This is a genomic window from Glutamicibacter sp. AOP5-A2-18 (genome assembly GCF_052446055.1).
Lineage (GTDB): Bacteria > Actinomycetota > Actinomycetes > Actinomycetales > Micrococcaceae > Glutamicibacter.
Genome location: NZ_JBQSVW010000001.1, coordinates 1,551,416 through 1,577,422, shown reverse-complemented (window position 1 = coordinate 1,577,422; position 26,007 = coordinate 1,551,416). Strand labels below are relative to the sequence as shown.

25 protein-coding genes and 2 tRNA genes are annotated in these 26,007 nt (G+C 56.5%); 12 read left to right on the top strand and 15 right to left on the bottom strand.

Features of this window, described 5'->3' with window-relative positions; genetic code table 11:
• Window positions 1-11: 11 nt before the first annotated feature.
• The 3 genes from ACT3RW_RS07415 to gndA form a co-directional block, all read right to left on the bottom strand.
• Window positions 12-1,109, bottom strand: a complete 1,098-nt coding sequence (locus ACT3RW_RS07415) for a GtrA family protein (protein WP_444613327.1) — start codon at window positions 1,107-1,109, stop codon at window positions 12-14.
• A gap of 4 nt (window positions 1,110-1,113) precedes the next feature.
• Entirely contained in the window at window positions 1,114-2,109 is a 996-nt protein-coding gene (locus ACT3RW_RS07410) for a phosphodiester glycosidase family protein (protein WP_444613326.1), read from the bottom strand.
• A 197-nt stretch (window positions 2,110-2,306) separates the two neighbouring features.
• The gene (gndA, locus tag ACT3RW_RS07405; protein ID WP_444613325.1) at window positions 2,307-3,746 is read right to left on the bottom strand and encodes an NADP-dependent phosphogluconate dehydrogenase; all 1,440 of its coding nucleotides are present in this window, start codon (window positions 3,744-3,746) and stop codon (window positions 2,307-2,309) included.
• 206 nt (window positions 3,747-3,952) lie between these two features.
• Here gndA and ACT3RW_RS07400 point away from each other — a divergent pair, with 206 nt between their 5' ends.
• A complete protein-coding gene (locus ACT3RW_RS07400) occupies window positions 3,953-4,687 on the top strand; it encodes a FadR/GntR family transcriptional regulator (RefSeq protein ID WP_131088109.1) in 735 nt (244 codons plus the stop codon).
• Between the two features lie 97 nt (window positions 4,688-4,784).
• Here ACT3RW_RS07400 and ACT3RW_RS07395 read toward each other — a convergent pair whose 3' ends face one another.
• Both ACT3RW_RS07395 and ACT3RW_RS07390 read right to left on the bottom strand, forming a co-directional pair.
• Complete coding sequence (locus tag ACT3RW_RS07395) at window positions 4,785-6,200, bottom strand: GntP family permease (protein ID WP_444613324.1); 1,416 nt, start codon at window positions 6,198-6,200, stop codon at window positions 4,785-4,787.
• A 47-nt stretch (window positions 6,201-6,247) separates the two neighbouring features.
• Entirely contained in the window at window positions 6,248-6,769 is a 522-nt protein-coding gene (locus ACT3RW_RS07390) for a gluconokinase (protein WP_444613323.1), read from the bottom strand.
• 318 nt (window positions 6,770-7,087) lie between these two features.
• On the opposite strand from ACT3RW_RS07390, the gene ACT3RW_RS07385 reads away from it, so the two are divergent.
• Together ACT3RW_RS07385 and trhA are read left to right on the top strand one after the other, a co-directional pair.
• Window positions 7,088-7,348: a GlsB/YeaQ/YmgE family stress response membrane protein gene (locus ACT3RW_RS07385; protein WP_444613322.1), complete on the top strand. Its 261-nt coding sequence runs from the start codon at window positions 7,088-7,090 to the stop codon at window positions 7,346-7,348.
• 187 nt (window positions 7,349-7,535) lie between these two features.
• Window positions 7,536-8,225 carry a PAQR family membrane homeostasis protein TrhA gene (gene trhA, locus ACT3RW_RS07380; protein ID WP_444613321.1) on the top strand — a complete coding sequence of 230 codons (690 nt, stop codon included), beginning with the start codon at window positions 7,536-7,538 and terminating at the stop codon, window positions 8,223-8,225.
• Window positions 8,226-8,303: 78 nt separating this feature from the next.
• Here the strand turns inward: trhA and ACT3RW_RS07375 are convergent, their stop codons facing one another.
• From ACT3RW_RS07375 to ACT3RW_RS07365, 3 genes are all read right to left on the bottom strand, one after another.
• Window positions 8,304-9,578: an MFS transporter gene (locus ACT3RW_RS07375; RefSeq protein ID WP_444613320.1), complete on the bottom strand. Its 1,275-nt coding sequence runs from the start codon at window positions 9,576-9,578 to the stop codon at window positions 8,304-8,306.
• The gene (gene argE, locus ACT3RW_RS07370; RefSeq protein ID WP_444613319.1) at window positions 9,575-10,744 is read right to left on the bottom strand and encodes an acetylornithine deacetylase; all 1,170 of its coding nucleotides are present in this window, start codon (window positions 10,742-10,744) and stop codon (window positions 9,575-9,577) included. The genes ACT3RW_RS07375 and argE overlap by 4 nt, the downstream gene beginning before the upstream one ends.
• Window positions 10,745-10,838: 94 nt before the next feature.
• Window positions 10,839-11,498: a TetR/AcrR family transcriptional regulator gene (locus tag ACT3RW_RS07365; RefSeq protein ID WP_444613318.1), complete on the bottom strand. Its 660-nt coding sequence runs from the start codon at window positions 11,496-11,498 to the stop codon at window positions 10,839-10,841.
• A gap of 67 nt (window positions 11,499-11,565) precedes the next feature.
• Here ACT3RW_RS07365 and ACT3RW_RS07360 point away from each other — a divergent pair, with 67 nt between their 5' ends.
• Window positions 11,566-12,777 carry a glycosyltransferase gene (locus ACT3RW_RS07360; protein WP_444613317.1) on the top strand — a complete coding sequence of 404 codons (1,212 nt, stop codon included), beginning with the start codon at window positions 11,566-11,568 and terminating at the stop codon, window positions 12,775-12,777.
• 95 nt (window positions 12,778-12,872) lie between these two features.
• On the opposite strand, the gene ACT3RW_RS07355 is transcribed toward ACT3RW_RS07360, so the two are convergent.
• Window positions 12,873-13,067 carry a CsbD family protein gene (locus ACT3RW_RS07355; protein WP_061952239.1) on the bottom strand — a complete coding sequence of 65 codons (195 nt, stop codon included), beginning with the start codon at window positions 13,065-13,067 and terminating at the stop codon, window positions 12,873-12,875.
• A 209-nt stretch (window positions 13,068-13,276) separates the two neighbouring features.
• Between ACT3RW_RS07355 and ACT3RW_RS07350 the strand changes: the two genes are divergently transcribed.
• Window positions 13,277-14,506: a methyltransferase gene (locus ACT3RW_RS07350; protein ID WP_444613316.1), complete on the top strand. Its 1,230-nt coding sequence runs from the start codon at window positions 13,277-13,279 to the stop codon at window positions 14,504-14,506.
• Window positions 14,507-14,555: 49 nt separating this feature from the next.
• Here the strand turns inward: ACT3RW_RS07350 and ACT3RW_RS07345 are convergent, their stop codons facing one another.
• Together ACT3RW_RS07345 and ACT3RW_RS07340 are read right to left on the bottom strand one after the other, a co-directional pair.
• Window positions 14,556-15,164: a class I SAM-dependent methyltransferase gene (locus ACT3RW_RS07345; RefSeq protein WP_444613315.1), complete on the bottom strand. Its 609-nt coding sequence runs from the start codon at window positions 15,162-15,164 to the stop codon at window positions 14,556-14,558.
• 91 nt (window positions 15,165-15,255) lie between these two features.
• A tRNA-Val gene (locus tag ACT3RW_RS07340) sits at window positions 15,256-15,331 on the bottom strand.
• A 378-nt stretch (window positions 15,332-15,709) separates the two neighbouring features.
• Here ACT3RW_RS07340 and ACT3RW_RS07335 point away from each other — a divergent pair.
• The gene (locus tag ACT3RW_RS07335) at window positions 15,710-16,000 is read left to right on the top strand and encodes a hypothetical protein (RefSeq protein ID WP_262197840.1); all 291 of its coding nucleotides are present in this window, start codon (window positions 15,710-15,712) and stop codon (window positions 15,998-16,000) included.
• A 66-nt stretch (window positions 16,001-16,066) separates the two neighbouring features.
• Here ACT3RW_RS07335 and ACT3RW_RS07330 read toward each other — a convergent pair.
• From ACT3RW_RS07330 to ACT3RW_RS07320, 3 genes are all read right to left on the bottom strand, one after another.
• A tRNA-Val gene (locus ACT3RW_RS07330) sits at window positions 16,067-16,142 on the bottom strand.
• Between the two features lie 119 nt (window positions 16,143-16,261).
• Window positions 16,262-16,711 carry a redoxin domain-containing protein gene (locus ACT3RW_RS07325; protein WP_444613314.1) on the bottom strand — a complete coding sequence of 150 codons (450 nt, stop codon included), beginning with the start codon at window positions 16,709-16,711 and terminating at the stop codon, window positions 16,262-16,264.
• Window positions 16,711-17,085, bottom strand: a complete 375-nt coding sequence (locus ACT3RW_RS07320) for a DUF3052 domain-containing protein (RefSeq protein WP_131089758.1) — start codon at window positions 17,083-17,085, stop codon at window positions 16,711-16,713. The genes ACT3RW_RS07325 and ACT3RW_RS07320 overlap by 1 nt, the downstream gene beginning before the upstream one ends.
• Window positions 17,086-17,489: 404 nt before the next feature.
• Here ACT3RW_RS07320 and aceE point away from each other — a divergent pair, with 404 nt between their 5' ends.
• The 6 genes from aceE (at window position 17,490) to ACT3RW_RS07290 (ending at window position 25,311) form a co-directional block, all read left to right on the top strand.
• On the top strand, window positions 17,490-20,234 hold the full coding sequence (gene aceE / locus ACT3RW_RS07315; protein WP_131088097.1) for a pyruvate dehydrogenase (acetyl-transferring), homodimeric type: 2,745 nt from the start codon (window positions 17,490-17,492) through the stop codon (window positions 20,232-20,234).
• A gap of 159 nt (window positions 20,235-20,393) precedes the next feature.
• Window positions 20,394-21,602, top strand: a complete 1,209-nt coding sequence (locus tag ACT3RW_RS07310; RefSeq protein ID WP_131088096.1) for a PucR family transcriptional regulator — start codon at window positions 20,394-20,396, stop codon at window positions 21,600-21,602.
• Between the two features lie 190 nt (window positions 21,603-21,792).
• Window positions 21,793-22,716: an ACP S-malonyltransferase gene (locus ACT3RW_RS07305; protein WP_131088095.1), complete on the top strand. Its 924-nt coding sequence runs from the start codon at window positions 21,793-21,795 to the stop codon at window positions 22,714-22,716.
• Window positions 22,717-22,924: 208 nt separating this feature from the next.
• Complete coding sequence (locus ACT3RW_RS07300; protein WP_131088094.1) at window positions 22,925-23,170, top strand: acyl carrier protein; 246 nt, start codon at window positions 22,925-22,927, stop codon at window positions 23,168-23,170.
• A 108-nt stretch (window positions 23,171-23,278) separates the two neighbouring features.
• Window positions 23,279-24,526 (top strand): beta-ketoacyl-ACP synthase II, encoded by a 1,248-nt coding sequence (gene fabF / locus ACT3RW_RS07295; RefSeq protein WP_131088093.1) that lies wholly within the window; start codon window positions 23,279-23,281, stop codon window positions 24,524-24,526.
• Window positions 24,527-24,735: 209 nt separating this feature from the next.
• Entirely contained in the window at window positions 24,736-25,311 is a 576-nt protein-coding gene (locus ACT3RW_RS07290) for a dihydrofolate reductase family protein (protein WP_444613313.1), read from the top strand.
• A 154-nt stretch (window positions 25,312-25,465) separates the two neighbouring features.
• Here ACT3RW_RS07290 and ACT3RW_RS07285 read toward each other — a convergent pair whose 3' ends face one another.
• Window positions 25,466-25,969 carry a DUF3145 domain-containing protein gene (locus ACT3RW_RS07285; protein WP_131088091.1) on the bottom strand — a complete coding sequence of 168 codons (504 nt, stop codon included), beginning with the start codon at window positions 25,967-25,969 and terminating at the stop codon, window positions 25,466-25,468.
• Window positions 25,970-26,007: the final 38 nt, after the last annotated feature.

Genomic DNA, 26,007 nt, shown 5'->3' with positions numbered 1-26,007 from the left:
AGGGTATATGACTATCTTTCAATATTTCCCTGTGCTGACTCTGTATTCACCAAATGCCTCGCTTGTGAATGTTGAAATGGGGATGACTTGCTCGACTTTTTCCGGAACAAGAACCGCTTTTGAACGGAAAAGCTCACCAAGAAGAGCACGATCTCTGTAATGATTTTTCCGAGTAATAACGGAATCCCGGACGAGGAAAGCAATGTGAGCAACTCGTAATTCAGGGCCAGTAGGACAATGGCCAGTAATGCATAACGACTTACTGTTGCGCGCAACGGAAGCGTACGACCTTCGGTAAACACCAGCTGTCGGTTGATCCAAAAGTTCACGGCGGCGCTGCCGAGACGAGCTATGACCACAGCAGGTAGTAATTGGTGGAACGTCGCGGTGAAGATCAGGAGCAACACCGTGTCCACCGCGAATCCTGCCAATGACGAAGCGGAGAACTTCAAGAGTGGGGCGTAGATTCTTATCGAATCCCTGATGGGCCGGAAGTGTGAGCTTTCGTTGTCGTTCAGGTATATGGTTTGAATCTTCACCCGCTGGAGCTCTATATTGTTCCGTCGTGCATCCAGCAGCATGTTCAGTTCGTACTCGTAGCGCTCGCCGGGCACCTTGCCTAGCCATGGAAGTATCTCTGCGGGGAATCCGCGTAGCCCGGTTTGGGTGTCGTTGAGCCATGTGCCTGTGGAGAGTGCGAAGAATAACGCGGTGGCCTTATTGCCCAACTTGCTGCGTAGCGGAACCTTGCCGGAGAACTCACGTTCTCCAAGAACCATGCTTTTCTTCTGACCCACTTCCCTGGCCACAGCGTAGATGTCTTCAGCAGCGTGCTGACCATCGCAGTCTGCGGTGACAACATCGTGGCCGGGGAAGTTTCCAGCGATAAAGCTGAATCCTGTCTTGAGTGCGGCCCCTTTACCCAAATTGACCGGGTGTTGGACGAGGATTGCTCCCTGACGCTGGGCATAAGCGAAGATTTCTGCTGACGTAGGTCCGCTGCCGTCATCAACAACGACCAGGACCGTTTCATTGCTCGTCAGCTGCAGGGACTCAATAAGGGTATTGAGCTTTTCATCTGGTTCAAACGCGGGAATCAGGAGAATCATGGTCTTACCCCTGTCCTGCGATGAACAGAATGTCGGAGGTTCCACGTTCTTGGTTGCGGCCCAGCGGATTATTGACCAGCTTGCCGTTGAAGTACATGGTCGAAGAACCGCCACCGTCAATGTTGTAGGCGGTTTTGCAGCCAAGATCCAGCATGATTTGGGCGAGCTCCGGCATGGTCACCCCGACGCTATATCCTTCTGAGCGACCATCAACCACGACAAAGACGTAGTGATTATCATCGATGATGCCGATCGCGGTGCGTGGTTGCTGGCCCTGGATGGAGTGGTTACCAAAATTGGTATCGACCTCAACGTCGTCGATGCCGTCAACCTGCTTGGAGTTTTTCACTACCGTCGGCCCGAACGACACTGTTTGCCATACGCCTTCTGAAACTAGGGTGTCTGCCTCGGTGCTGGTCTCGTCGTACGCCTTGACGCTGCCGTCCTTGTAGAACGCCAGTCCCTCACGGGCCCCCTTGTCACGGTAGGCGACTCCGTTGCGGATGATGATGCCGGTGTCCCTGAAACCGTAATAGTCTCCGTTGATAGCAAAGATTGCGGAGTTGTTCTCAGCTATGACGCTGGTGGTCTCTGTGATGTTTTCGCCGAAGCTGTCTTTTGCAAAAGCCGAGGCCAGTACGGTGCCGTCTTTGAGATTCAGATCGGCTGCGAAGTAGGTGACTTGGCTGTTGCCGCTGCCCGTGACGGTCTTAGCGATATTGATTTTGGCAAGATCTGAGGTGTAGCTGGTATCGGTAATTTTGGCTGCCGTGTCAGAGGCGGTGCTGGCAGTCGCCGCTGCGGCACTAGTAACCCCTGTTTGCTCGACGTGCTCAACAACGAAGCGGTCCAATGCCCAGCCGGCTCCGCCACCTGCGCCAGCTAGAACGGCGAGCGAGCCAATAAGCACCGTCCGACGTGATGGCTTTTTACTCTTGGATGCTTTTTCGGTGGCTAACTGCTGGGATCTGGTGTTTTGCGTTTCAGGTGAATTCGTCATGTGAAAATTTATATAGACGCTACCTGTCAGCAGATCTCGATCTACTTAGGTGTTTTCCATGAATGAGAATTCATGCCAGATAAATCCCGATAAATTCGGGCAAAAAGAACTTCTGTGACGCGGCTCCTATTAAGAAAAAACCGGCCTTCTTCCTAAGGAATTCCTTAGAAAGAAGGCCGGTTTTAGCTGTGAAAACTCTAGTGAGTGTCCTCAGCTGCGATCTCGGAACGGTCACCGCTCCACAAGGTGTGGAAGGTGCCTTCCTTGTCGGTACGGCGGTAGGTGTGTGCACCGAAGAAGTCGCGCAGACCCTGGGTCAGGGCTGCTGGCAGACGCTCGCTGCGCAGACCATCGTAGTAAGCCAACGACGAGGAGAAGAGCGGTGCTGGGATACCCAGCTGAACTGCAACAGCTACAACACGACGCCAAGCTGGAACAGCCCTGGTGATCGCTTCAGCGAATGCAGGTGCGAACAAGAGGTTCGCAGGCTTCTCATCGGCTGCGTAGGCAGCGGTGATGTCCTTGAGCAGGGCTGCACGGATGATGCAACCTTCGCGCCACAGGCCAGCGATCTCGTCCAGCTTCAGCGTCCAGTTGTATTCACCGGCAGCCGAGGTGAGCATATCGATGCCCTGTGCGTAGGAAACCAGCTTCGAAGCGAACAGTGCCTGACGCACGTCCTCAACGAAGTTCTCAGGCAGGGTAACCTCAGAGGTTGCTGCGCCCAGAACCTTCTGGCCCACGGCGCGGATATCGCGCTGGGAAGATAGTGAACGAGCGAAGACCGACTCGGCGATAGCCGAAACTGGCGATCCCATGTCCAGGCCGGACTGTACGGTCCAACGACCGGTGCCCTTCTGGCCAGCGGAGTCTTGGATGACGTCGATCAGTGGCTTGCCGGTGGAAGCATCGGTGTGACCCAAAACTTCTGCGGTGATTTCAATGAGGAAGCTAGAGAGTTCGCCCTGGTTCCACTCGTTGAAGATTTCGGCCTGCTTTGCTGGCTCGATACCTGCAGCGTTGCGCAGTAGGTCGTAAGCTTCGCCGATAACCTGCATGTCGGCGTACTCGATGCCGTTGTGCACCATCTTGACGAAGTGACCAGCACCGTCAGTGGAGATCCATGCGCAGCAAGGAGTGCCATCGTCAGCCTTAGCGGCGATCTTTTCTAGCATTGGGCCCAGAGCCTTGTAGGACTCTTCGGAACCGCCTGGCATGATCGATGGGCCGAGCAGTGCGCCCTCTTCGCCACCGGAAACGCCAACGCCTACAAAGTGCAGGCCCTTCTCGTTCAACGCAGCTTCGCGGCGACGAGTGTCGGAGTAGTGCGAGTTACCAGCGTCAATGACGATGTCACCCTCATCAAGCAAAGGAACAAGCTGGTCGATGACCGAGTCTACTGGGCCGCCAGCCTTGACCATGATCAAGACGCGACGCGGGGTTTCGAGGTTCGCAACCAGTTCTTCTAGGCTCTCGGTGCGGATGAAGTCACCTTCATCGCCGTGCGCCTCAAGCAGTGCATCGGTCTTACCGACCGAGCGGTTGTGCAGGGCTACAGTGTATCCGTTGCGGGCGAAGTTACGGGCAAGGTTCGCGCCCATAACGGCCAGACCTGTGACACCAATCTGTGCAGGCATAAAAATAAGTCTCCATCAATTACGGGGAGGTGTGCCGTAAACAGAGACCAATTAAAGTGGCCCCTGAATCACGACCACGTGACCTCTATATCCTACTCGCCAATACCCTACGTTTCACAGCTCATAGCGGATGTTAAAACATATTTATCCCACCGAACTACAGCGCGTATCAAGGTATGAGACTAGTCCTTGGCTAAACTAACGGTATGTCAACTAGTCTGCACGCTCATGTGGTCGAGCACCTCGGCTCGCGCATCGTGGGCGGACAAATCCCCCGCGGATCGATTCTGCTGGCCGCTGAACTCGAGGAAAAACTCCAAGTCTCCCGATCGGTGATTCGTGAGGCCATTCGTGTACTAGCTCAATCGGGCTTAGTGACCAGCACCAAACGAGTCGGCATTCGTGTTCTGGGCGCTGAATTCTGGAATCCGTACGACTCCCATGTCATCCGCTGGCGTTTAGCGAGCGATCAAAAAGGTACACAACTTCGCTCATTGACCGAGCTTCGCATCTCAGTAGAGCCCATGGCCGCCGAACTGGCTGCCGAGGTTGCCCCCGAGGCAATGCGCAAAGAGCTCATGATGGTTTCAGCCCAGATGAGTCACTACGGTCGCCAAGGTGACCTGCACAAATTCTTGGAACTGGATATCCGGTTCCACTCCCTAGTCCTTGCAGCCTCCGGCAATGAGATGTTTGCCAACCTTGCCACCCCTATTGGTGCAATCCTGCGCGGTCGCACAGAGCTTGGGCTCATGCCCGAACGCCCGCACGAAGAAGCGCTGCTCTGGCACCAATCGGTATCTGATGCCATCTCCAACTCTGACTCCGCCAGTGCACGCAAGAATATGGAAAGTATTATGCGTCGTACACATAACGAGATCTGCAGCTTATGGGAGGGCCAAGCGCGCATATTCGTTGATCCACCCAAGGAAACACGCTAAGCACGAGCTCCAAAATCTTGTTTTAGATAGCAAAAAATCCTTCCTCTCTAACGATTGTTAGAGAGGAAGGATTTTTTGTGGTTACTAGTAACAGTAGCTACGCCACTGCGGTAGCAATACCGTATAGCACCATCACGAAGACGAAACCAACCACGGAAACCAGTGCCTGGCCAACGGTCCAAACACGCAGGGTGGTGGATACGTCCATGTTCAAGAAGCGCGAGACCAACCAGAAGCCCGAGTCGTTGACGTGTCCGGCGAAGACCGAACCGGCAGCCAGAGCCAGAACCATGGTGGCGATCTGGAAGGCGCTCAACGAGCTATCTGCCAACACTGCTGGCTGAACGATGGCAGCGGCGGTGGTCAGTGCCACGGTGGCCGAACCCTGAGCCAGTCGAACGATGGCAGCGATCAGGAAGCCCGCGATGATCAGTGGCAGACCAATAGCCTGCAACGAATTGGCGATAGCGTTACCAATACCGCTGGCACGCAGTACGCCACCGAACATGCCACCGGCACCGGTGATCAAGATGATCGAGCATACTGGGCCCAATGCGGAGTCGACCACGGTTTCGATAAGGGTCTTGTCCTTGCCCTTGCGGAAGCCAAGCAGAACCATGCCCAACAGCACGGTGATCAGCAGAGCTACTGGGGTTTCACCGAACAGACGCAACCAGGTAACCCATGAAGCCTTTGGATCAACAACGCCGGCGCTGCCGAGCATGTTCAATCCGGTGTTCAAGAAGATCAGGATCAGTGGAAGTAGCAGAAGGCTAAAGACGGTGCCTACTGAAGGCGAGGACTTGAAAGCATCCTTGTTTGAGCCATTGCCCAGAGCGGCATCCAAGATATCTGGAACAGGAATGTCGAACTTCTTGCCGACGAACTTACCGAACAGGTGACCGGAGAAGAACCAGGTAGGAATCGCAACAAGCAGACCCAAGACCAAGACCAGTCCTACGTTTGCTTCAAGCAGACCGGAGGCCGCCACTGGACCTGGGTGTGGTGGTACGAAGACGTGCATCACCGAGAAGGCGGTAGCCGCAGGGATCGCGTAGTACAGTACCGAGCCGCCAAGGCGACGTGCGACGGTGAAGATGATTGGCAGCATGACCACAAGGCCAGCATCAAAGAAGATTGGGAAACCGAAGAGCAGTGAAGCTACGGACAACGCCAGTGGCGCCCGCTTCTCACCGAACTTGGAGATCAACCAGTTGGTCATCACCTCTGCGCCGCCACTGGTTTCCAGCATGCGACCGAGCATTGCGCCAAGGCCAACCAGCAAGGCCACGCTGGCCAAGGTTGAACCAAAACCGCCGGTTAGTGTGGTGATGACTGAGCCTGCTGGAATACCAGCTGCAATGGCTGTAATAAGGCTTGTTAGCACCAGAGCCACAAATGCGTGGACTCTGAAGCGGATAATAAGCACCAGCAGCAGGGCTACTGCAGCCACCGCCAGTGCAAGGAGGCCGGGGGTACCCAGCGTCCAATTCATTTCGAGCTCAGTTGTCATTGTCGTCCTTGATCAATGGTTATCCATGCCAGCATCTGGCAGATGGATTAGGCGTGGTTGACTACGGCGAGGTCAGCGACGAGCTGACGCACGATGTCTTCGGGAGAGTTTGAGATGTTTGCAGTGAGCACAGCTTCATCTGCCTCTGGCTGTTCCAGAGTGGCCAGCTGACTGTCGAGCAGCGAAGTTGGCATGTATTCGTGGGAGCGTGCGTTCATTCGATCACGAATCAGATTAGGAACGCCTGCAAGGTGCACAAACAGAGTTGCTGGTTCAAGACTACGGATCAAATCGCGGTAGTCGCGCTTGAGCGCGGAGCATGCGATGACCAGAGGTTCGCCCTGTGCAGTACCGTCGGTAAGTTTCTGCCCGATAACTCGCAACCATGGCTCGCGGTCTTGGTCATTTAGTGCTTGACCTGCCGCCATTTTTTGCCTGTTGGCATCTGGGTGCAAGCTGTCGCCGTCAATAAACTCGCGGTGCAATGCATCCGCCAGCATCTGACCAATGGTCGACTTGCCGCTACCCGAAACACCCATAACAACAATGGGCGGGACCAGTTCACTCATGTTTTCACTCCGTTGTGTGCAAACCTAATATCAGACTTAAGGAATATTTGGTTGGATAAAATCTGATTTAACAAGACTAAGAGCGCAATCGGGTGCTGTCAACCATTTCAAGTGCGCGAAGTAACATTTTCCTGCAAAGGGCAGGTCAGATGGTGTTTAGGTATGAAACCTTCACGACCTTCAACCACTAGTCGAAACTCCTGTGTGAAAAGTATGAATTTCATCGTGGCAACTCTGGAAGCCCAGCTCAATGCCATGTATTGTCGCGAATGAGTGGTCAAACCCGGCCGCTGCAGATTCTGACCATTGGAGCGAATCATGGGATTCATTGGATGGATAGTTTTGGGCTTGATTGCAGGCGCAATCGCAAAGGCAATCCTGCCAGGCAAGCAAGGTGGCGGCTGGATCGCAACCCTGCTGCTAGGTGTCGTCGGCGCATTGCTCGGCGGCTGGATCGGAAGTGCCCTCTTCGATAAGGGTGTCGGCGGATTCTTCTCCATTTGGAGCTGGCTCCTAGCCATTGGTGGCGCCTTAATCGTATTGGTCATCTGGGGATTCATCACCAAGAGGCGAGCATAGCTCGTATCATCGGGTTTTAGCCCCTCGCACTAAGCAACAAGCCCGCCGGCTGCCGCTAATTTTACAGTGGCAACCGGCGGGCTTTTGCATGTCCTGCGTTCGCTTCTCAGCACAGGTTCACAACAGATATTTGTCGTAGACTTCAAGAACTGGGGATTACTCCCCGAGCACGACGTTAAGGACGCCCATGGCCATTAATCCCATGACCCCAGAGGCAGAAGTTCGAGCACCAAAGAAATTTCTGTCTATCGGTACCGAAAGAACTCGTTGGCGCGGCCTGATTCATGCATGGTCAACACCAGGAATCATCATCATGAACCTGGTTCTGATCGTGCTTGCCGACAGCCACCTCGCCGAGTGGACCAGCGCAGTATTTGCCCTGTGCTCCATCCTGCTCTTTGGCACCTCGGCGCTCTATCACCGTGGCAACTGGACCGATAAGGTAATGGGTCTGTTCCGCCGAGCCGACCACGCAAACATTTTCTTGCTGATCGCCGGTACCTACACACCTGTCGCCGCGCTTATGCTGCCAGCCAAACAAGCAATCATTGTTCTGTCCATCATTTGGGTCGGCGCCTTGGCAGGTATCGTCATCAAGACCGTATGGCCTACCGCCCCGCGCTGGGTCGGCGTCAGCCTCTACATCTTGCTTGGCTGGGGCGCACTGATGCAGCTACCTACCTTCTGGGCCACAAATCCGGCAGTCATGATATTGATTCTTGCCGGTGGCCTGGCCTACACCGTCGGTGCGGTGTTCTACGCAACCAAACGGCCTAATCCCCTGCCAACAATCTTCGGTTTCCACGAACTCTTCCACGCATGCACCATCGTCGCGTTCCTCTGCCATTGGACCGCAGTTCTTTTGGTAGCCATCTAGAAATCAGCAACACACACAAAAAAGCGCAGTGGCCGCCAGCTTTCTCAAGCTGGCGGCCACTGCGCTTTCTCGGTTGGTCTATCGCTGTCCGTAACGGCGACGAACCACAAACAGTCCTACCAAAGAAATCACGGCAATCGCCATGTAGTAAAGACTCGGTGCATCCAACGATCCGGTGATCTTCAACAGCCAGGTCAACACCAGCGGAGCAATTCCGCCGAGTAGCGTGACACCCACGTTGTAGGCCACCGAAAGGCCCGAGCCACGGATGGCCGCCGGGAATAGGTTGGAGAGCAACGCTGGCAGCGGTCCGAAGTAGAAGGACATGATCACGCCGAGCAGCGCGATCACCAGCACCATGACCGGAACGCTCGGGTTAGAAGTCATGAGCTTGAACATCGGATAGGCCAGGACAAAGGCGGCGATGGCCGCATAGGTCATCACGCGTGCCGGACCAATTCGATCCGCCAGGTGACCTACCATCGGCACCCCGCACAGGGTAATAACGCCCGCGGCGATCCCACCCAAGAACGCCGCGTCTCCCGGAATCCCAAGGTTATTCACGGCAAAAGTAGGCATAAACAGGATCAGGTAGACGGAGATTGTCGCAACACCAATCACCCCAACGCCGGCCAGCAAACGACCGTAGTGCTGCTTGAACAGCGTACCCAGCGGGAACTTCTCCTTGATGGAGGAAGTGAATTCTTCGGTCTCCTCCAGACGAGCGCGAATGTACAAGCCCACTGGACCGATGAGCAAACCGACAAAGAACGGCACGCGCCAGCCCCAAGATTCCAAGGCTTCTGCGCTCAATCCCGTGGTCAGGAAATAGCCGAAGGCCGAGGCCAGCATCATGGACGCACCCTGGCTGGCCACCTGCCACGAGGAATAGTACGCCTTCTTATGCGGGGCAGTTTCAATCAAAAATGCGGTCGCCGTGCCAAATTCACCACCGGCGGAGAACCCCTGAATCAGTCGCGAAAGCAAAATGATCAAGGCACCGGCGACACCTACCGATTCAAAGGGCGGGGCCACCGCCATGATCAGCGTGCCCACCATCATCATGGCCAGGGTCAGGGTGAGCGCCTTTTTCCTACCCCTACGATCGGCGTAGCTGCCCAGCACCATTCCGCCCAGTGGCCTGATCACATAGGAAATCGCGAACGTGGCAAAGGTAAGAATCAGCGCGAAGGTCGGATCCGAATCCGGGTAAAAGACTTTCGCGATGGTTGTCGCGAAGGTGGCATAAACGATGATGTCGAACCATTCAAGCGCCGCTCCAATGGAACTGGAGATCACGGCCCTGCGGGCCATCGCTACCTGTTGGGCAGTAACCTGCGTCCCGGCACTCATCGGCTCAGCTGTGCAATCAAGGAGTCGACGAAGTCCTCACACTCCACGAGCTGATCAAGCAACACGTACTCATCTGGTGCGTGCGCTTGAGCGATATCGCCAGGGCCACACACCACGGTAGGAATCCCGGCGGCTTGGAATAGTCCCGCCTCGGTGCCGTAGGTAACCTTCTCGTCGGTGGCGTGCGCGCCACAAGCTGCAGCAAAAGCGACGATGTCCTCATCTAGTTCGGTATTCAGCCCGGGCGCCCCGGCCTGCTGTTCCAGGCTCACCGAGCATGCAGGGTTTTTCTTCTGCATCTGCGCTTCAAGCTTTGTGGCTTCCTCACGGAAACGATTGGTCAACGCTTCACGATCAACCACTGCCAGCGAACGGTACTCGAAAAACACCACTGCCTGGGATGGAATGGTATTCACGGCAATACCGGCATCAAACTTGTTGACGTTCATGGTGGCGGTCGGTTCGATGAACGCATCATCACTCGGCCCGCTGGTGCGCAGCTCAGCGGAAACTTGCTCCACAAAGTTCGCAAAGCGAAGCGCATAGGAAATGGCGTTAACGCCTTCCGATGGCAAGGACGAGTGAGCCGCCACGCCATTAAACTGCACCTTGAAGACGTTCATTGACTTGTGCCCGCGAATAGCCCGCATGCTTGATGGCTCCCCCACAAAGCATCCACGCGGCGCCAACTTGTCAGCGACGATCTTTTCAACCAGGCTCACCGCACCAACACAGCCAACCTCTTCGTCGTAAGAGAGGGCAAGGTGGATTGGTTCGGCTAGTTTCGCTTCGGTCAGCTTGTCCAGTTTGGCTAGGATCACCCCGAGGAAGCCCTTCATGTCGCAGGTCCCGCGACCATACAGCTTATCTCCGCGAACTTCTGCGTTAAATGGTTCGCTGCTCCACTTCTGCCCGTCCACCGGAACAACGTCGGTGTGCCCGGAGAGCACGATGCCGCCGGTACGCGTTCCATCATGGGCCGGGATGGTCGCCAGCAGATTGGCCTTGGTACCCTCGCTGTTATGGATCAGCGAGGATTCAACTCCGTAGGCTTGAAGTTTTTCCACTACGTTTTCGATCAGCGGCAAGTTTGTGTCGCGACTGGTGGTGTCCACGGCAATCAGCTCGCGGATTTCTTTCATGCTTGCTTCGGACGGTGCAGCCACAACAACTCCTAAGTACTTGGCATAATTACACTGGTTTCATGCTGTCATACCAAGTCACCTATGCATAGAAGATTTCATTCTAAGGCTATGCGGGTTAATGTTTCCCGACCCCGACCCCGACCCCGATGCCGTGCAGGTAGGTGCGGATTCCCTGCTCAAAGGCATTGTCCCGATCAAGGGGCTGCTTCAGCTCGCTCAGTGTTCTCAGCAACTGCGGGTAGGCCCCCGTCTGCAATGCTTCGTTCACGGCCGAGGCTTCCTGTTGCTCATCTTGTTTCTGATCGTTAAGCGCAAACGCGGCGGTCAGCGAGTTCAGCATCGCGATGGTGTGCAGCTTAACGGCGGCGCTCAGTTCCGTATCCGCTAAGGCCAGCAATCCTCGCTCGAGGTATGCCATGGAGTTGTGGGTCATCACCTGTTTTTGTAGGACGATCAATGGCACCCATGGATGGCGCCGCATGATTCCCCGACCCTGGTGAGCGATGTTCACCAGCTGCTCAATTGCAGATCCAGTGCAGGCATCAAAGTCATACTCGGCGCTGATCCGATCAACCATTAGTTCGGTGAGCTGATCGTAGGACTTCACATATCGGTAGAGGGAGGCGGGACCCGTGCCGAGACTCGATGCTACCGCCCTGAGCGAAACGGCCCCAATTCCCTGTGCGTCGGCAAGATCAACGGCAAGCTCAACAATTTTTTCGCGTGAGTATCGGGGCTTGGGACCGGTGGTTTTCTGCGGTGATTTTTTGGCCATGGCGCGAACTCCTGAGGCTGTATAGTTAAACGCGAACACTGTTCGCAATTAACTTTACAGGAGAACCATGCGCGTACTGATGATCACCCCAGGCACCCGTGGCGATGTTGCTCCGATGGCAGGTCTAGGTCAGGCACTGACCGCGCAAGGTTTTGATGTATCGATCGCTGCTAACCCTGCCTACCAAGAACTTGTGAGCTCAGCGGGCTGCACCTTCCGCGAGCTGCCAGGTGACATGAGCGCGCTGGTCAACCCTGCGCCTCCTGGTACAAAGACCAGTCCCAAAGACCTGCGGAAATACCTCGCAGAATTGGGCGCATACTTCGAACAAGCCGCTGCCGGAACATTAAAGGCAGCCGAGCACGGGTCCGAGGTGATCCTAGCCAATTCGGTAGCGCCCTTCGCTTTTGATGTCGCCGAGGCACTGGGCATCCCGGCGATCAGCGCCCATTTGCAACCGTCCGAGCCCAGCGGGGACTACTCCCCTATGGTGCTAGGTACGGCCCGCAGTTTCGGAAAGCTAGGAAACAAAGCGCTGCATCAACTGATTTTCGCGTCCAAGGCACCCTACGATGCACCGACCGCACGCATTCGCGCAAAATTGGGATTGCCCAAACGAAGCCGTGCTGCCTCGGAACGTCTGCGCCGAAAGGTTAGCAGTCCAGTTCTTAATGGTTTCAGTTCAACCGTGGTGCCGCGCCCCGCTGATTGGCACCAAAACATTATCAATTGCGGCTACTGGTGGCCGGCGGCCGATCCATCGTGGAGCGCACCTGCCTCACTGCGTGATTTCCTCAGCGCAGGTGAGCCACCGGTGTTCCTAGGTTTTGGAAGCACACAGGCACTCGAAGCTGACTTCCTTATCGACGTTGCCCGCCGTACCGGGCGACGAACCATCATCCAAGGCGCGGGAGAATTTTCCGAGTCAAACGTTCTGGGTGTCGGCGCAGTCCCGCATCATTGGTTATTCCCCCAGGTAGCTGCCGTAGTGCACCATGCTGGGGCCGGCACCACTGCCGCCGGTTTGCGCGCCGGTGTTCCAGCGGTGCCGGTACCCATCTTCACGGACCAGCCGTTTTGGGCGTCTCGGCTTCACCGTCTGGGCGCAGGTGTTGCCCCTATCGCCTATAAAAATTTGACCGTTAATTCCCTGGCCCAGGCCATCAATGAAGCCGAGAGCAACGAGAACTATGCTCAGGGTGCCAGATTGATCTCAACGAAACTAGCAGCTGAAGAGGACAGTGCGCTGAAGGTCGCAAGGTTCTTGGAGCGCTACTGATCACGAAGTTCAACGCATCAGAAGCTGTACGCAACAGCAACTTAACGCAACAAGGGCACCCACCAAAATGGTGAGTGCCCTTATTGAACTACTTGCTACTTATTGAAGTCGTCGCGGACGTCCTTAGCTGCGTCCTTGACAGCTTCACCTGCCTGCTTCGTCTTGGCTGCGGCCTGATCCTTCACGCCTTCAGCCTGCAAATCCTCATTGTTGGTTGCATCGCCGACAGATTCTTTGACCTTGCCGGATGCTTCCTGAGCCTTGTTCTTGAACTTATCGCCTAAACCCATAAGTGGTACTCCTTTTGCAGTCGATCGAACAACGAACAAATCCCACGTTACATGCCAATTTCGGTAGCCAGCTGGTTAGCAACTTGAGGCCAACTGAAAGATCTCGCAAATCCTGCTGAATCCACCAATGAAGTGTATGATCTTCGCGCACCGCACCCTGATCAATCCTCGGTAGACTTATTAACACCGACCCACGCAACACATGGCTCATGCGCGGTTCTCCAACGGGTGAGCACCGCGAAACGACAGGGCGTTCGGCCATCTGTACTGCACCCAGTGCTCTTGAACCATCTATTTCGTGGGACCACGAGGGGAAAAGTTTCAGCGCCACATGGTTCTCGGCCAACGATCGACCAGCGCCCAAAAAGGTAGTCCTCGTTGATGATCGACTGACCGCCGACGCCGCGATGCGTTACGCTTCGCGTGGAATCGCGATGTTGTGGCAGGGTGACTATCACAATGCCAAGCAACTGATCTCGGCCATGGACCGCCGGCTCAGCGCCACCCAAACCAGCAAGTCCTCCAAGAAGGAACAAGATGCTGGTCAAAAGTTCTACGCCATCCGTCAAGCTCGTGCACACCGCTCCCGGATGCTCTCCTTGGTCCTGGTGTCCCTGACATTCGAGAATTCAGAGCATGCCGCACAACTACGTTTGGCGCGCTCCCCACAGGTAGCCGAAGCAATCACCTTCGCCTACGAACAAGCCAAAGATTTTGCTGGCACGCAAGCCGTGGTGAGCCTGCAAGAACTCTCCGGGGTGCTCAGCGCGCATCAATGGTTCCTCAACGGTGTCAACGTGCCCGCGTTGGGGGCCACCATCCATCCGCGCTACGGCACCTTTATGCCTACCCGGCAAGAATACGTTCAGCTCGTAGCCCAGGCTCCGCTTAACGGTGCGCAGCTCGCCTTCGACATTGGCACCGGGACAGGAGTGCTGGCTGCCCTGTTGGTCTCACGGGGAGTGAAGACCGTGAAGGCCACGGATATCCATCAGCGAGCCGTTGATTGTGCCAATCAAAACTTCGCCCGCTTGGGTATGCAGGATGACGCACACGCCGAATTAACCAGCATGTTCCCCGCCGGGCAGGCTGAGCTGATCATCTGCAATCCCCCGTGGTTACCGGGTAGCGCTCCGAGCACACTCGACGCTGCCATCTATGATTCGGGCAGCAAGATGCTATTGCAGTTCCTTCGCGGGTTACCTAAGCACCTGACCGAGGACGGTGAAGGCTGGCTCATCATCTCCGACCTCGCCGAGCTGCTTGGTCTGCGCACCCGCGAACTACTCTTAGCCGCTATCGACGACGCTGGCCTAAGGGTTGTCGAGAAGATTGATGGACGTCCCACACACGGCCGCGCCCATGATCAGTCTGATCCCCTGCACGCAGCTCGTTCGAAGGAGATCACCACCTTGTGGCGCCTGAAGGTCAAGGCCTAAGCGCAGTCAATCCCCGGTCTAGCAAGATCTTAGGCTCGCCAACCTAGCGTTACTTTGCGCCAAGTACAGCCACGAGGAAATCATCGGCCGGCGCGTGAAAGTTCCACGTTGAGTAGCGTTGCTGAATCAGAAGATCAGCCCGCTGTGCGTCAGCTTCAAATTGCTCAAAGTCGTACCCCCTGTTGGCTCCCAATCCCACAATCAAGCGTCCGTCGGGAGCAAGAAATTGACCCAGGCGTTTTAAGGCGGGCAAGCGTTCGGCTTCGGACAGGAACGTCAGAACGTTTCCTGCACAAACGATGACATCAAATTCAACCGGACCTGAGGTAATGTCTTGGCGACTAAAACTCGCCAGATTACCCAGATACCACGCGGCGTTGGGATAGTCCTGACGGGCTACCTCGATCAGATCGGGGTCAAGGTCCACACCAACGACGTTATGCCCTTGTTCGGCGAGCCAACCGGCGATCCGACCGGTTCCACACCCAGCATCAAGAATTCGACTGCCGCGTTGCGCCAACGCATCAACGGCGCGGGCTTCGCCAAAAATGTCTTTTCCTTCGGCCACTAAGTTTCGCCAGCGCTGCGCATAGTTTTTCGCGTGATCTGGATTGGCGCGACGGGTCGCAAGCCAAAGATTTTCTTCCGGGGCACTCATGCCTCCAGTTTGCCACGAGTGAGCACCAGTCACGGCATACGAAAAAACCCGTTGTTTTCGATCTTGACGATCAAAAACAACGGGTTTTCGTTGGTGGGCCCTACCGGGATCGAACCGATGACATTCACGGTGTAAACGTGACGCTCTACCAGCTGAGCTAAAGGCCCTCCTACAGTGAAGAACCAAGCAAATTTCTTTGCTTCATTCGTTCTCTGCAACAAGAAATAATTTAGTACATGCCGAACTGACTTGGCAAATTGAGAACGGTATTTTTCGCAAAGAGTGCCGAGCGTCACTCTCCGGAAGCTGCCTTGGCTACTAACGGCGGACCCTAAACTGTCGGCACCTTCGGCGATACTTTCCCTATGAAAAGATCACTGGCAGTTGCCTCTCTCGCCCTATGTTTTGCACTGTCCGCTTGTGGCGGCCAGGCGCCGGCCTCCACACCAAGTGCAACAAGTGCAACAACTACATCCAGCACCGCGCAACAAGGTCAGCAGGCAGAGCCTGTAGACCTAAGCGGAAAGTGGAAACAGAAAAATTCCATGGACGAAGACGCCTACCAACTGGCCACCATCAAAGGGGACGTCATCAGCATTGACTGGGTGACGAACAACGGAGACACAAAGTCAATTTACTGGGTTGGCACGTTTAAGGCTCCGAAGGCTGGCGCCGAATCATTTACCTGGACTTCTCAGCGTGATCAAAAGGCGACGGATAGCGCAATTATGGCCTCGGGCGACGACAGCAAGAAGTTCACGTTTATCAACGGCGAGATTTCCTATGAGGCCGGGATCATGGGCACAACAACTACGATGCGCCTGAGCAAGCAGTAGCCACTAGCTGAACAATCTGCGTGGAAACAAAAAATCCTCGATCCATGTGGATCGAGGATTTTTATTTGGTGGGCCCTACCGGGATCGAACCGATGACATTCACGGTGTAAACGTGACGCTCTACCAGCTGAGCTAAAGGCCCTAACCATGTTCGCTTTTGCAAGCCAACGAGGAATAACTTTACATAGATATTTCGGTTCTCGCAAATCGAGAGACCGGTATTTCTTGTGAACTGGCACACACTATGCCATTTCCCCTGAGTTACCGGGCCTCAATAGCGGATTTGTAGTCGTCCATACTTCGAGGTGCAGTCATCGAACTGCTGAAAACTTCTTGCACAATCCCGTCAACTACCCACAGTGAGACCCTAGTGGCAACGCCAACATTTTCGTCGAAGGCGCCAGCCTTCAATGCCACCTGACCATGAGGCCAAAAGTCAGCAAGCAGATCAAACTGGACGCCAAGGGATTCAGCGTAGTTGCGCAGCGTGAATTTATGGTCGACCGAAATGCCAACCACCCGCACCTGGTGATCGGTGAAGTATTGCTGTTCTTCTTGAAGTGCCGCCAGCTCTGAACCGCAGACTCGCGAAAATGCCCAAGGATAAAAGACAACCAGCACACGACCCTTTGACAGATCGGTGCTGGTAATCGTCTCACCATATTGATTTGATAGCGAGAAATCGAACAGGCGCGAACCTGTTTGAATCATTAGTTCTTCTTACGTGGGGCGAGGCGAACTGCAGACCAGTCCTCCGAAACACCTTCACTGGTAGTCACATGCAGGCCAGCGCTAGGCGCCTCCTGCTGAATTAGTGCTGGGGACACATGTCCGTCGCGGCCCTGCTTAGGTGTCAGCAACCAAACGATGCCGGTTTCGTCCAAGCAGTTGAGCGCGTCCATCAATGCGTCAACTAGATCTCCGTCGCCATCGCGCCACCAGAAGATAACTGCGTCGACAACGTCATGATCCTCTTCGGTGAGCAGTTCTGAACCAATCAGTTCCTCGATCGAGTCACGCAGATCGTAATCTACGTCATCGTCGTAACCCAGTTCCTGAATAAGGTTGTCATTTACGAAGCCCATCTTTTTAGCGGACTCCAAGTTTGCCGATACGGCGTCGCTCACTTCATTCCTCCTGCTGGTGCAAAGCGTTACTACCAACGAAACACGGTTTTCTCGTTCCATTCAAGCGCTAAGGCAATAACACGCCGAACAAATATAACCCACGATCCGGTGGTCCACATCATACCGACAGGGTCATTGGAGCAATAGCACCTATACGATATTGCTCAAGTCACTTTAAAAGTCATACTTAAGCGGATTTTCGCTCGTAATCATGACCCCACGCACCGGCAATTGACACTAGAGTTGCATATGAACCGACAGTGCACATCACTCCAGTGTTACTGCACCCGTTGTCCCAATACCGTTGCATCGCAGTGCAAAACTGCAACGTAGCGGAGCCGCAATTCAATCAAGGAGCTTCCGTGGCTGTAGAGGAACACATCTCCCAGATCCGTAGCGGGTTGACTTACCAGCTTTCAGATCAGGATCCTGAGGAAACTCAGGAATGGATGGACTCATTTGACTCTCTCGTAGAGTCCCAGGGCACCGAGCGTGCTCAGTTCATTATCCGCTCGCTGCTGCAGCGTGCAGGTGCCAAGTCCGTGGGCGTGCCCCATGTGACCACCACCGACTACGTGAACACTATTCCTGTAGATCAGGAACCAGAATTCCCGGGCGACGAAGCCATCGAACGCCGCTACCGCGCATTTATGCGTTGGAATGCCGCCATCATGGTGCACCGCGCTCAGAACCCAGCAATCGGCGTTGGCGGACACATCTCCACCTACGCTGGTGCAGCCACCCTGTACGAAGTGGGCTTCAACCACTTCTTCCGCGGCAAGAACCACCCAGGTGGCGGCGATCAGGTCTTCTTCCAGGGCCACGCTTCCCCAGGTATGTACGCTCGTGCCTTCGTCGAAGGCCGCTTGTCCGAAGAAGACATGGACGGCTTCCGTCAGGAACACTCCAAGGAAGGCCACGCGCTACCTTCCTACCCACACCCACGCTCGCTTCCAGACTTCTGGGAATTCCCGACCGTGTCCATGGGTATTGGCCCAGCTAACGCGATCTACCAGGCACAGCTGAACCGCTACCTGCAGAACCGTGGCATCAAGGACACCTCAGACCAGCAGGTCTGGGCCTTCCTTGGCGACGGCGAAATGGACGAGCCAGAATCCCGCGGTTTCCTTCAGCTTGCAGCCAACGAAAAGTTGGACAACCTGAACTTCGTCATTAACTGCAACTTGCAACGCCTTGACGGCCCGGTTCGCGGTAACGGCAAGATCATGCAGGAACTTGAAGCCTTCTTCCGCGGTGCCGGCTGGAACGTCATCAAGGTAACTTGGGGCCGCGAGTGGGATGCACTGCTCGAAGCCGACAAGTCCAACGCCTTGGTCGACATCATGAACCAGACCCCAGATGGCGACTACCAGACCTACAAGGCTGAGTCCGGCGCCTTCGTGCGTGAGCACTTCTTCGGTCAGCGTCCGGAAACCAAGGAATTGGTTGCCGACATGAGTGACGATGAGATCTGGAACCTCAAGCGCGGTGGCCACGACTACCACAAGGTCTACGCCGCCTATAAGGCAGCCGTAGAGTTCAAGGGCAAGCCAACTGTGATCCTGGCCAAGACGGTCAAGGGCTACGGTCTGGGTTCGCACTTCGAGGCTCGCAACGCGACCCACCAGATGAAGAAGCTGACCATGGAAGACCTCAAGGGCTTCCGCGATCACCTGCGCATCCCAATCACCGACGAGCAGCTCGAAGCCGACCTGTACTCGCCACCGTACTACCGCCCATCCGAGGACTCGGATGAGTACAAGTACCTGATGGAGCGTCGTTCGGCTCTGGGCGGTGCGGTACCAAGCCGCCGCAAGGAGACCTCGGTTAAGCTTCCACTGCCAGGCGACAAGGCTTACGCCATCGCCAAGCGTGGCTCGGGCAAGCAGCAGGCAGCCACCACCATGGCCTTTGTTCGTTTGCTCAAGGACCTGATGCGCGACAAGGAATTTGGTCACCGCATTGTGCCGATCGTCCCCGACGAATCGCGCACCTTCGGTATGGACTCGTTCTTCCCGACCGCAAAGATCTACAACCCAGCAGGTCAGAACTACCTATCCGTAGACCGCGACCTCGTCTTGGCCTACAAGGAGTCCCCTCAGGGCCAGCTGATCCACCCGGGCATCAACGAGGCCGGCGCCGTCGCAGCATTCACCGCTGCCGGTACCAGCTACTCGACCCACGACGAACCGCTGATCCCGATCTACGTGTTCTACTCGATGTTCGGCTTCCAGCGCACCGGTGACCAGTTCTGGGCTGCCGGCGACCAGATGACCCGTGGTTTCATCATCGGCGCTACCGCCGGCCGCACCACCCTGACCGGTGAAGGCCTGCAGCACGCCGATGGCCACTCGCCAATCCTGGCCTCGACCAACCCGGCAGTGATCACCTACGATCCTGCCTACGGTTACGAAATCGGGCACATCATGCGCTCCGGCCTGGATCGTATGTATGGCGGAACCCACCAGGATCCAAACGTGATGTACTACCTGACCGTGTACAACGAGCCAATCAGCCAGCCAGCTGAGCCGGAAAACGTTGACACCGAGGGCATCATCAAGGGTATCCACTTGCTCAAGGAAGCTACCACCGACGGCCCACGCGCACAGCTGCTGGCCTCCGGCGTGGCCGTGCCTTGGGCTCTGGAAGCTCAGCAGATCCTGGCCGACGAGTGGGGTGTATCTGCCGATGTTTGGTCGGTCACCTCGTGGAACGAGCTGGCTCGCGACGGCATGAACGCCGACGCCGAGGTACTCATCGATCCTTCCAAGGCTCGCCGTACCCCGTACGTGACCAGCAAGCTGGAGTCCACCCCGGGCCCAGTCATCGCGACCACCGACTACATGCGCGCAGTGCCTGAGCAGATCCGCCCGTACGTCCCAGGTGAATTCCACACCTTAGGCGCCGACGGATTCGGTTTCTCAGACACCCGTGCAGCAGCTCGTCGCTTCTTCAAGATCGACGCTCACTCGCTGGTCGTCCAGACCTTGCAGTCGCTGGTTGAGCGTGGCGAAATCCCTGCGGACACGGCAGTGAAGGCGCACGCCAAGTACGATCTGAACAACCCAAATGCCGGCAAGTCCGGCAATGCAGGTGGCGACGCGTAAGTCTCGCACTTGTGGCACCTAGTGCCCGGGTTTCTCCCAGCCCCGCTACGATTTTCTTCGTAGCGGGGCTGGCCGCTTTAACATCCCGGGGTTAAGCACCTCAGCCAAAAATCCGCCGCCACATTCACATCCCTGTACAAAAGTCACTAAGCTTAAAGTATGAGTCCCGAACTCGATGCCGCCGCGTCGAAAAACCGAAGCAGCCACCAGCAGCCTCCCAGCGCCCAAACGCTGAAACGGCTCCAAAGCCACATCGGGGTTCTGTCCACCACGGCGCTGAAATATCTGGATCAGCAGCTACCGTGGTATCGCTCGCTGGAGCCCAACGAACGCGCCGCGCTGGGGCTGATCGCCCAAAAAGGAATCTCCACCTTTGTCTCCTGGTATGAGGATCCCACGTCCTCGCCGGCCTGGGTGGTCACCGACGTTTTTGGTGCCGCCCCCACTGAACTGACCCGTTCGATCTCGCTGCAAAAAGCACTGGGTCTACTGCGCACCATCGTGGACGTGGTCGAATCCCAGGTTCCAGATATTGCCACCGAGGCCGAACAAGGGGCGCTGCGTGAAGCGGTGCTGCGCTACTCGCGAGAGGTCGCCTTTGCCGCTGCGGAAGTTTACGCGCGGGCAGCCGAAACCCGTGGTGCCTGGGACTCCCGGCTGGAAGCGCACGTGGTTGACGCGGTGCTGCACGGTGAACCCCATGACTCGCTGGCCTCGCGCATTGCCGCCATCGGCTGGAAGTCACAAAAAAACATTCGCATTTTGGTGGGCACCACCCCGTCCTCCAACTCAGCAACTTTCGTCGCCACCCTGCGCCGGGTGGCCACCCGCTACTCCCGGGACTCATTAATCGGGGTGCTCGGGGATCGCTCGGTATTAATGCTCTCCGACACCAATTTTGAAGACGTCGACCTGTCCCGCTTCACCCGCTTTTTTGGCCACGGCCCACTGGTCTACTCCCCCTTGGCCCCAGCAGTCAAAGAGATGCACCATGCCGCGGTGGCCGCGGTGGCCGGATATGCCGCAGCCCGCGCCTGGCCGCAGGCACCCAACCCGGTGAGCACCGACGATTTGTGGCCAGAACGCGCAGCCAATGGCGACGAGCTGGCCCGCACCGCGCTGATCGAACAGGTCTACCAGCCCTTGCAGCAGGCCTCCAATGGGTTGCTCGAAACGCTCTCCAGCTATCTGGCCCTGGGCCACTCCTTGGAAGGCACCGCTCGCGAACTTTTTGTACACGCCAATACGGTGCGCTACCGGCTCAAGCGTGTCACCGAAGTCACCGGCTGGGACCCACTGGTCCCTCGCGATGCCTTTGTGCTGCAATCGGCCCTGCTCTACGGCCGACTTCACGAAGTTAACTTGTAGGCGTCAACTTGTAGGCTTCACCCAAAGAACCTACGAGACGCAGAACACTAGTTTCTGCGCGTATGGCGCATTACTTGGGAACTTTGCTCGACCATAAGATAAGCTTTTGTAGAGTTCCTACAAACACTTCCCATGAGCTTGGTGTGCAAATGAAGCGCCAAAAGCTCCTAAAATTTGGAAAGCTGTAAGAGTGTTAGCAATCGTTTGCCCCGGACAGGGCTCCCAGACCCCAGGTTTCCTCGCCGAATGGCTCGAAGTTGAAGGTGTAGCCGATCACTTGGCTACCCTGAGTCAGATCACCGAGCGCGACCTCACCGCCCACGGCACCGTCTCCGACGAAGAGACCATCAAGGACACCGCCGTCGCGCAGCCGCTGATTGTGGCCGCCGGCTTGGTGACCGCTCGTGCACTGTTTGGCGACAGCCTGCCAGCAGGCGTGATTGTTGCCGGTCACTCGGTTGGCGAGATTACCGCTTCGGCTCTGGCCGGTGCGCTTGATGAGGCCGACGCGATGAACTTTGTGAAGGTTCGCGCCAACGCCATGGCGCAGGCTGCTGCGGCTACCCCGACCGGCATGGCCGCCGTGCTTGGCGGAGATCCAGACGAGGTCCTGGCCGCGCTGGAGAGCTTTGGGCTCACCCCGGCTAATGCCAATGGTGGCGGACAGATCGTGGCCGCTGGCACCCTAGAGCAGCTGGCAGCACTGGGCGAAAACCCACCAGTCAAGGCTCGCGTGATCCCACTCAAGGTTGCCGGCGCATTCCACACCGCGCACATGCAACCAGCGGTAGGCACCTTGGCAGAACTGGCCGGGACCATCACCCCAAAGGATCCAGCCTCCACGTTGCTCTCCAACTTCGACGGGCAGCCGGTCGCCGATGGATCGGCCAACTTGGATTCTTTGGTCGCCCAGGTTTCGCGCCCGGTTCGTTGGGATTTGTGCATGGAGACCCTGGCAGCAGCTGGCGTGACCGGTGTGCTGGAATTAGCCCCTGCAGGTACCTTGGTGGGCTTGGCCCGCCGTGGCCTGAAGGGTGTAAAGACTCTCGCGGTGAAGACCCCGGCTGATCTAGAGGCCGCCCAAGCCTTCATCGCCGAGCACACCAGCAACTAGCTACGCGAACTCAAAGATTTGTGCGCCTTACCCGCAATGATGCGGCAGGCAGGCTCATCTCTGACCTAAGCTTTAAAGCGATGAAACTGCGGAGCATTTGAAGCACCGCGGTTTTAGCAAACCGGCTCGTGAAGCATCCTGGTAACAGGAGCGGATCGGCCACTACGAACACCGGAGTCCTCCGGTCACTGAAGAAAAGGAGCCATCCATGGCTAGCAACGAAGAAATCCTGGCGGGCCTCGCCGAAATCGTCAACTCCGAGACCGGCCTGGACGAAGCAGACGTGCAGCTGGACAAGTCCTTCACCGAGGACCTGGACATCGACTCGATCTCGATGATGACCATCGTCGTAGAGGCCGAAGAGAAGTTCGACGTTAAGATTCCGGACGAAGAAGTTAAGAACCTGAAGACCGTAGGCGACGCAGTTAGCTTCATCGCCGGCGCACAGGCCTAAGCCTTCGGCGTTTATCGCCACCACCGTTGCATGGGTACGCCGTGCACATCGGCCGGTACGTAAAGCCGGCCCCCTAAATTTCTTAATCGCACAGTAGAGAGTTTGATGATGGCGCGCAAAGTAGTGATCACCGGTCTCGGAGCCACCACCCCAATCGGCGGGGACGTCCCCACCCTCTGGGAGAATGCTTTGAAGGGCGTCTCCGGCGCCGCAACCCTAGAGGATGATTGGGTGAAGGAATACGACCTGCCGGTCACCTTCGCAGCGCGTGCTTCCGTACAGCCAGCCGAGGTCCTCAGCCGCCCCGAAACCAAGCGCATGGACCCTTCGACCCAGTTCGCTGTCATCGCCTCGCGTGAAGCATGGGCCGACTCTGGCCTGAACAAGGAAGAGATCGATCAGAACAAGCTGGCCGTGGCATTTGCTACCGGCATCGGCGGCGTCTGGACCTTGCTCAACGCTTGGGACACCCTGCGCGAAAAGGGCCCGCGTCGTGTGCTGCCGATGACCGTACCAATGCTGATGCCTAACGGCCCAGCCGCAGCGGTCTCGCTGGATCTGGGCGCCGCTGGTGGAGCTCACACCCCCGTGTCGGCTTGCGCTTCGGGTACCGAGGCTATGCACGTTGGCCTGGAACTGATCCGCTCCGGCAAGGCTGATGTTGTAATGGTTGGTGGCGCTGAAGCTGCCATCCACCCAATGCCAATGGCTGCTTTTGCCTCCATGCACGCACTTTCGCGCCGCAACGACGATCCAACCAAGGCTTCGCGTCCGTACGACGTGGACCGTGACGGCTTTGTGATGGGTGAAGGCGCCGGCGCACTGGTGCTCGAATCCGAAGAGCACGCTCTGGCTCGTGGCGCACGCATCTACGCCGAGCTTGCCGGTTCCTCGGTCACCTCGGACGCGCACCACATCACCGCACCGGATCCAGAGGGTTCCGGTGCAACTCGTGCGCTGAAGGCAGCGATGTACGACGGCCGCATTCAGCCAGAGGACGTGGTGCACGTAAACGCACACGCCACCTCCACTCCGGTGGGCGACGCTCCAGAGTACACCGCCTTGAAGAATGCATTGGGCGATCAGCTCGAAAACGTTTGGGTTTCGGCAACCAAGTCCCAGATGGGTCACCTGCTCGGTGCTTCCGGTGCAGTGGAGTCCGTGCTCTGCGCACTGGCCGTGTACCACCGCACCACCCCGGTGACGATCAACTTGGACAACCAGGATCCAGCGATCCCGCTGAAGGTTGTGACCGGCGCTCCTCAGGCTCTTCGGGCCGAGGGCACCATCGTCGCACTGAACAACTCCTTCGGGTTCGGTGGCCACAACGCCGTTGTAGCAATCCGTAGCGTCTAGTAATTCTCTCCGGCTAAACACATTTGGGCTGGCTCCAGGAATTTATTTCCGGAGCCAGCCCATTTTTTGCTCTCTTGTCCCGGCTCACCCCGATATTTCAGGTGCTAACCTTTGTCTAACCCTGATTTCTCTTCGTTCGCGACCGCGCAACTAACCTGCAGGTCATTTTGCGCGTCTCGACACTGACTACCAGCCAAGGAGCAACCGTTATGCGTCAGCTGATCGCCACTTCATTCATTTCCCTCGACGGTGTTGTTGAAGCCCCTGGCGGTGAAGCTGACTACCGCAATACGGGCTGGAGCATGAATAGTGTTGAGTTCGATCCGGCCGCCTACGAGCTCAAGGGTACCGAACAGGGCGAGGCAACCGCCATGCTGCTCGGTCGAGTCAGCTACCAGGCATTTGCTCCGGTGTGGCCGAGCATGGACGACCAATTTCCGCTGTACAACGCTATGCCCAAGTACGTACTTTCCACCACGCTTGATGACAAGGATCTTATACAGAACTGGGGTGAGACCACCATCTTGCGATCGGTGGCTGATGTTGCACGTTTGCGTGCCGGTGAGGGCGGGCCGATTAGCATTCACGGTTCGGCCACGCTGGTCCGTTCACTTCAGGAGCATCACCTGATCGACCGGTACAACCTTTTGGTGTTCCCGGTGCTCTTGGGCGAAGGCAAGCGGCTCTTTAGCCAGGAATCTTTGGACGCACAGAAGCTGAAGCTGGTTGACTCGCAGGCTTACCCCAACGGGGTCCAGAAAAACGTATTTGATGTTGTTCGGTAGGAGCTGCGGGGGTTAGCGCGAGCAAATTTAGCGCAAAAGCCAGAAGTAGGACCCAATTTAGTATTGGGCCCTACTTCTTTTGGTAACAACCCCGCACCACCCGGGCTCAACTGGATGCAGTCGAAAACTCACCCAGAGACTAATTAACTAGTTGTTATACCACCTGGTTAAGCCATCGAACTGGAGCTTCGTCCCCAGCATGGCGGAATGGTTCGAGTTCTTCATCCCAGGCTTCGCCTAGGGCCACGGACATCTCTTGGTAGAAGATCGAAGGATTGCCTTCGCCCTTTTCATAGGCCCAACGGATGCGCTCTTCGCTGACCATGATGTTGCCTGCAACATCGATAGTGGCATGGAAGATTCCCAGATCCGGGGTGACTGACCAACGGCTGCCATCGGCGCCGGGGCTCGGGTCTTCGGTGATTTCAAAGCGTAGGTGCTGCCAACCATGCATTTCGCTGGTGAGCAGAGCGCCGGTACCTTGAGGGCCTACCCACTGGATTTCGGCGCGACAAAAACCGGGTGCTACCTGCTGTTCCGTCCAGTCCATCTTGACTGGCGTCCCAAGCACAGACCCAATTGCCCATTCCAGATGTGGGCACAGCGCTGCAGGGGCGGAATGTACAAAAATCACGCCTCTGGTCATCGGTGCAGACATGCCATCCTCCGTTGCGGTGTTGATCGTCTTCCCCTACG